At 66.7% G+C, this 5,717-nt stretch carries 6 protein-coding genes and 3 pseudogenes; 4 read left to right on the top strand and 5 right to left on the bottom strand.

Annotated elements, in window-relative coordinates; genetic code table 11:
• Positions 1–53: 53 nt before the first annotated feature.
• From ACFW2Y_RS34410 to ACFW2Y_RS34395, 4 genes are all read right to left on the bottom strand, one after another.
• Complete coding sequence (locus ACFW2Y_RS34410; protein WP_384887268.1) at positions 54–269, bottom strand: hypothetical protein; 216 nt, start codon at positions 267–269, stop codon at positions 54–56.
• On the bottom strand, positions 266–646 hold the full coding sequence (locus tag ACFW2Y_RS34405; protein ID WP_384887266.1) for a hypothetical protein: 381 nt from the start codon (positions 644–646) through the stop codon (positions 266–268). Before ACFW2Y_RS34405 ends, ACFW2Y_RS34410 begins: the two co-directional genes overlap by 4 nt.
• Positions 643–900 carry a hypothetical protein gene (locus ACFW2Y_RS34400; protein WP_384887264.1) on the bottom strand — a complete coding sequence of 86 codons (258 nt, stop codon included), beginning with the start codon at positions 898–900 and terminating at the stop codon, positions 643–645. Before ACFW2Y_RS34400 ends, ACFW2Y_RS34405 begins: the two co-directional genes overlap by 4 nt.
• A 133-nt stretch (positions 901–1,033) precedes the next feature.
• Positions 1,034–1,786: a GntR family transcriptional regulator gene (locus ACFW2Y_RS34395; protein ID WP_384887262.1), complete on the bottom strand. Its 753-nt coding sequence runs from the start codon at positions 1,784–1,786 to the stop codon at positions 1,034–1,036.
• 262 nt (positions 1,787–2,048) lie between these two features.
• On the opposite strand from ACFW2Y_RS34395, the pseudogene ACFW2Y_RS34390 reads away from it, so the two are divergent.
• A pseudogene (locus ACFW2Y_RS34390) lies at positions 2,049–2,252 on the top strand (hypothetical protein); the annotation flags it as partial.
• Here the strand turns inward: ACFW2Y_RS34390 and ACFW2Y_RS34385 are convergent.
• Positions 2,244–2,507, bottom strand: a complete 264-nt coding sequence (locus ACFW2Y_RS34385; RefSeq protein ID WP_384887259.1) for a hypothetical protein — start codon at positions 2,505–2,507, stop codon at positions 2,244–2,246. The pseudogene ACFW2Y_RS34390 and the gene ACFW2Y_RS34385 overlap by 9 nt on opposite strands.
• Positions 2,508–3,100: 593 nt before the next feature.
• Between ACFW2Y_RS34385 and ACFW2Y_RS34380 the strand changes: the two are divergent.
• The 3 genes and pseudogenes from ACFW2Y_RS34380 to ACFW2Y_RS34370 all read left to right on the top strand — a co-directional run.
• Positions 3,101–3,976, top strand: a pseudogene (locus ACFW2Y_RS34380) (transposase); the annotation flags it as partial.
• 139 nt (positions 3,977–4,115) lie between these two features.
• Positions 4,116–4,679, top strand: a pseudogene (locus ACFW2Y_RS34375) (transposase); the annotation flags it as partial.
• A gap of 95 nt (positions 4,680–4,774) precedes the next feature.
• Entirely contained in the window at positions 4,775–5,299 is a 525-nt protein-coding gene (locus ACFW2Y_RS34370; RefSeq protein ID WP_384887256.1) for a hypothetical protein, read from the top strand.
• The last annotated feature ends 418 nt before the right edge of the window (positions 5,300–5,717 follow it).

Below are 5,717 nucleotides of genomic sequence, written 5' to 3'. Positions count from 1 at the left end.
GTGTCTGGTCGGAGCCGCAGTCGTGTGCATGTCGGGCACCGGGCCCGGGGAAATCAGCCGGCGGCGGAGCGCTGCCCCACGAGCTGGGTGAGCAGCTCGATGATCTGGGCCTGATTCCGGTCGATCTTCTTGTCGAGCGCTTCAACTCGGGCTCCGAGACCATCCACGTTCTTCTCCAGACCGCAGATCTGCAGGTGGGTCATGGACAGACCAGAGGAGAGGGCCGTGTGGTAGCCCTCCACCGCGGAAGGGGAGGTCTGGCCGCTCATGGGGTGAGGTCCAGTACCCGTACTGGCTGGCCTTCCCAGCGCTTCGGCATGGTGGTGGCCACGATCGCGCCTTCAGGTCGATCGGCGGTGGGCAGTGCCGCGTGTTCGCTGTGAGCGGCCGCCCATGTCTCTTGCTTGGCGACGGCGAGCGCTGCGGCCAGATCCAGGTCAAGGACGGTGATGCCCGGCAGCGCTGCCAGGTGCTCGACGGTACCGGGGCGAGCTCGGTCGGCTTCGACGAGCGCGCAGGTGGGCGCGTAGAGGAACCATCCGGTCTCGGCGTGTGCGCGATGGATAAGCCGGGAGGCCAGCACGTTGCCGTGACCTGCCGCCGCCATGGCCGTCTCGTCCAGGACGATGTGCATCGCTTCGCTCACGGGCGCTGCACCCGCGCAAGTCGGCGATCCAGCTCATCATCGAGCTCGCTCTGCTCGGCCGGCGTCGGTGCGTACCCGTTCCAGGCCCGCAGCGCTGCCTGCGCCTTCTCCGCACGCTCGACGCGCTCGGCCGGCGTCAGCATCGTCTCGGCCAGACGGGCGAGGTAGGCGCGCAGGGACAGACCCTCGGCGGCCGCGATCGCGGCTAGCCGATCCTTGGCTTCCTCGGGGATTCTCACGTTGGCATCGGACATCGTCGTACTCCTTCCCACCCATATAGGGTACGGGTACGTACCCGTACCCGTACGAGCTTCGGTCGGTGCATTCACATATGCCTGAGTCCGGCTTGCTGGTGGTGGGCCAGTACGCCGGGCCCGACCGGATTGTTCAGCCGATGATGTCCAGGGTGACGCGGTGGTGGAGCTGTGCCGAGGTGATGGTCACGAACACCGTCTCGCCCTGGGAGTTACGGGTGATGCCGACGATCCGGAAGCCGGGGGATCCGGCCGGGATGTCCAGGGCTGCGCAGACGGTCTCATCCATCGGCTCGGCGGTGATGACCGACTCGGTGCGGGCGATGTCCCAGCCGAGCCAGTCTGCGACGCGCACGCCGGTCGGTGCCTTCGGTGACGTCTCCCCGGCGGGGGTGAGCATCGGCGGGGTGCCTTCGTACCCGTCGGGCACCTTGGCCGCGATCTCGTAGGGCATCACCGTCAGCTTGTGCTGCACTGGCACCCCGTCGACCGACCGGATGCGGGTGCGCTCGACGACGGTCGCGCCCTCCGTGATGCCCCACGCCGTCATCTGGGCCGGGGCGTCGAGCTGGCGCACCAGCGTCGTTTCCTCCGTCGCGGTCCCCTGTGCGGTGGGCTTCCACGCCTGGGCGACCGACAGGTCCGGGGGCGTGAAGGTCCCCAGGTGGGCGTCGGACTGCCTGGACGCCGCCACGCGGGTTCCGCTGCGGGCGTCGGTGCGGACCAGGCCGAGCGCGCCCAGTGCGGTGTAGGCGGCGGATGCCGTCTGCTGGCTCACCCCGTGTTCTGCTGCGAGGTCTCGTACGGTCGGGAGCTTGCTCCCGTGCGGGTACTCCCCTTCGATGATCTTCTGCCGTAGTTGCGCTGCGATCGTGCTGGCGTCCATGTGTGCCCTCCGACTCGGCGGCGTTCCCTGGCTCGCGCCCTGATCCTGTGTCAAGCCAGGACTTCAACTGTATTGACAGCGTGGGGTGCTGAGAACCGACCACCGCTGACAGGGCAGATGCGAACTGTGTTGACAGGGTATCGGGGCGTCCCTACTTTCGAGGAACAGCATCGCTCTCAAGGGCGACGCCGCCGGGCCGCCGGGTTCACCGCAGCCGGCCGACGGCGTCCCGGCCGGGGAAGGCGGGAAGCAGATGTGTCACCGTACGCGCGTCCATCAGCCAGCCCGTGCACCGAAACCCAGCCGGCCCGGCCCCGGCCGCCCTCCCGGCTCGAAGAACCGGCGACCAGCTCCCCGCTACGACGTCGGACGCGTCCTCGCAACCGGCGAGTCCTACAAACGACCCGCACACCACAAGGTCGGCACGAAGCCCCGCCGCATTGGCGGGTCTGCAAGCTCAGACTGATAGGAGGAATCCACCGATCTGGTATTGCAGCCCCTCACGGAACTCCAGGTGCGGGATGGCACTCTGCATCGCCGAGTACAGCGCCGGCGGCACCTCGTAGACCGCGGTCTCAAGGAAGTCATCGTCCCGGCCGGGGAACAGGTCCCTGATGCTCAGAATCTCAACTCGGTTGAGGCCAGTTACATGTGCGGCTTGCTCGTCGCTGTCCCAGCCGATGAGGTCCCACCCAAGGGTTTCGGTGTTGATGTCGTTCACGCGCCTACGGTAAGCGCGAACTGTCCATGAGGTTAAACGGCAAGCTGAGCTTGTTCTTTATCTTCTGGCGCTCCTGAAGCGATGCGGGCAGGGTGGGCGGCATGACAGACAGTTCCGGCTCTGTTCCTGCGGACGTACATGACCGTCAGGCGGTAGAGCACATAATTGGTCGTCCCTTGAGTCAGATCTGGCCGACGGGTGCATTGGCGCCGGGTAGCCGGGTCACTGTCGTTCGCGCTCCGGACTGGGATGGTCCTTGGCAGGTCGACTTTTCCGGAACGATCGATGTCATGGGTGCACCCGAGCCCAACAAGCATGCCCAGTCGCTCAGTGGCGAGCTTCTGTACTGGGTCACCTTTGATGAGCCGCAGTACGACTGCGACGGGGCCGGCCCCTATCGCAAGGCCCAGATTTGGGGTCGGTACCTCAGGGACGAGTCAGAGCCCGAAGCGTAGGGATACCGCGCCTCATGTTCGCTCGAATCGTCCGTCGAACTGGGTCGCTCACCTGGGGATTCACCGGACGTGGGGGCGGCCTTCGTCTGATCATGTACTCCGACCAAGGTGCACGTGACCACGACGAAGGCCGTGAGAGTGAGTTTGCTACCTGACGATGTCCGGAGGGAAGCGTTCGCGGAAGCGTCACGCTTCCGGGAAGAGTTTTACGAGTGTCTGACCGCTCGGCGCGATGAGTTGTTCGAGCTGGCGGACGCGGTGCTGTGTGCGGACGGTGCGGTGAAGTCTTTGGTGGACCTGACGCTGCTGCCTGAGCATCGTCGTGGGCACGGGGCGATGTACGGCGGCCTGAACCACGGCCGGCTCGACGTCGATCGGCTGCGGAGCGTGCTGGCTGGGTTGCCGCTGCCGCGTTTCGACGGCGGGCGTCTGGTCCTGGCGGTCGATGTGTCGCCCTGGCTTCGCTCAGACGCGCCGTGCTCAGCGGAGCGGCTGTTCTGCCACGTCTATGGTCGGGCGAAGACAGCGTCGCAGTTCATTCCGGGCTGGCCCTACTCCTTCGTCGCCGTGCTGGAGCCGGGTGCCACGTCCTGGACAGCGATCCTGGACGCGGTGCGACTCGGCCCGGTGGACGACGCGACCGCGGTCACCGCTGCCCAGCTGAGGGGTGTCGTCGAGCGGCTCATCGCCGCGGGCCAGTGGCAGACCGGGGACCCGGACATCGTGATCGTCAGCGACGCCGGCTACGACGTCACCCGCCTGGCCTGGGTCCTGCGCGACCTGCCCGTCGAGATGGTCGGCCGGGTCCGCTCCGACCGCGTGATGCGTCTGCCGAAACCACCGAGGATGCACGGCGTCAGCGGCCGTCCACCCAAGCACGGACCGGAATTCCGCTTCACCAAGCCGGAGACCTGGCCCGAGCCAGCGATCACTACGGTCACGGACACGAGCAACTACGGCAAGGCCGAGACCCAGGCGTGGGACCGGGTCCACCCAAGGCTTACTCACCGCTCCTCGTGGCTCGGTCGTGTCCCGCCACGTGGTGTAGAGGATCACGTTCCACTTCGGCAGCGTGCCACCTGTGACCACCGCGTTGGTGCCGAGGGGGCAGTAGTGATGCTCGCCGTTACACCACTCTGCGGGACGCGATCCGTGGCTCGACCACGACGGTGAACTACCGGTGGTTGAAGGGACGTTGATGCGGTTGAAAGTCGAGCATCTGTCGAAGGACCGGGACGCCCCGCCGGTGTGGTTGTGGTCCTCCAAGACCGGCGCCACCCCCGGCGACGTGGACCGCTTCTGGCAGGCATTTCTCCGCCGCTTCGATCTGGAACACACCTTCCGCTTCGCGAAGCAGACGCTCGGCTGGACCACCCCGAAACTCCGTACTCCCGAGGCGGCGGACCGCTGGACCTGGATCCTGATCGCCGCTCACACCCAGCTCCGACTCGCCCGGCCCCTCGCCGCGGACCTCCGCCGTCCCTGGGAGAAACCCACCACCTCAGACCGGCTCACCCCCGCCCGGGTCCGCCGGGGGTTCAGGAACATCCGCGCTCACCTCGCCTGCCCGACCCGTGTTCCCAAACCCCGAGGCGCCGGCCCCGGACGGCCACCCGGCGCCAAGAACAAGCACCGGGCACCCCGCTACGACGTCGGCAAAACCGTCAAACGCCCCGAGACCCTCAAGGCCATCGGCAAGCCCGGAAGATCTTGGTAGATAAAGAACAAGCTGAGTACCTGTTTCTGAAGGCTCTCTGATCTTGTACGAGCCCTCGGGTAGGGTGACGCGACAGTTCGGAGGGGGAGCAAAAGATGAAGTGGCAAGCGCTGCGGGCGGTGGCCGCGTTGGGTCTGTCAGGGGTACTCATCACGGGATGCAGCGATTCTGAAGGTGTGAATCGCTCGGATCGGCCCTCGGCTTCCTCCTCGCCGTCGATTGAGCCGGTCTCGGCGAAGGCGGAGGCCGCCGAGAAGGTGAAGCTCGCCGTTGAGGAGCGCATCTCGGCGGATGAACAGCAGTTCGGTTCGGGCACGAACTCGCCCTGCTCGACGTCGTCGCCTCAGATGTTCACTGCGAAGTGCAAGGCAGCAGCCGACGCCACATCCGAGGCTGCCGGCCTGGCCTTGCGCGAGATCAATGGGCGCCAAGGATTCGCGACCCTCGATTCCGTCGCCCGGAAGCTCCAGGACGCAGTGCGAACCTACGGAACCTTGGGATGTGCCACGGGCCCGACGGCAGCGGACACGCGCAAGGCCTGCCTGGAGCCGGCTGCTGTCATCGCGCAGGGGTTTCCGGACTTGCGGAGCGGGGCCAATCTGGGGCTGGCGGGTAAGTAGCCCCGGCAGAGACGCGGGGAACCGTTGGCTGTGGACTGTGAGCGTCGGCCGCGAGCGCGACGAGGCGAGATCATGCGGCTTGCGTGAGCTGGGGTGGTTCGGGCGGGCGGCGGTCCGGACTCTTCTTCCCGCAGGTGAGGCGGCGGGTCATGAGGATCGCGTCCCGCAGAGTGGTGTAACGGCGAGCATCACTACTGCCCCCTCGGCACCAACGCGGTGGTCACAGGTGGCACGCTGCCGAAGTGGAGTGATCCTCTACACCACGTGGCGGGACACGACCCAGGTCCGTTCGACGACCCAGCGACGCGGCAGCACGATGAAGCCTGAGCTTGGCGTTTAACCTCGCAGGTCACTCGTCCTGCTGATCTGTGGTTCTTCCCGGGACAGCGGAGGCGGCCGTTCTCCACGCTTCGAGATG

The sequence above is a fragment of the Streptomyces sp. NPDC058877 genome (assembly GCF_042742855.1).
Classification (GTDB): domain Bacteria; phylum Actinomycetota; class Actinomycetes; order Streptomycetales; family Streptomycetaceae; genus Streptomyces.
This window is presented reverse-complemented; position numbering and strand designations above follow the sequence as displayed.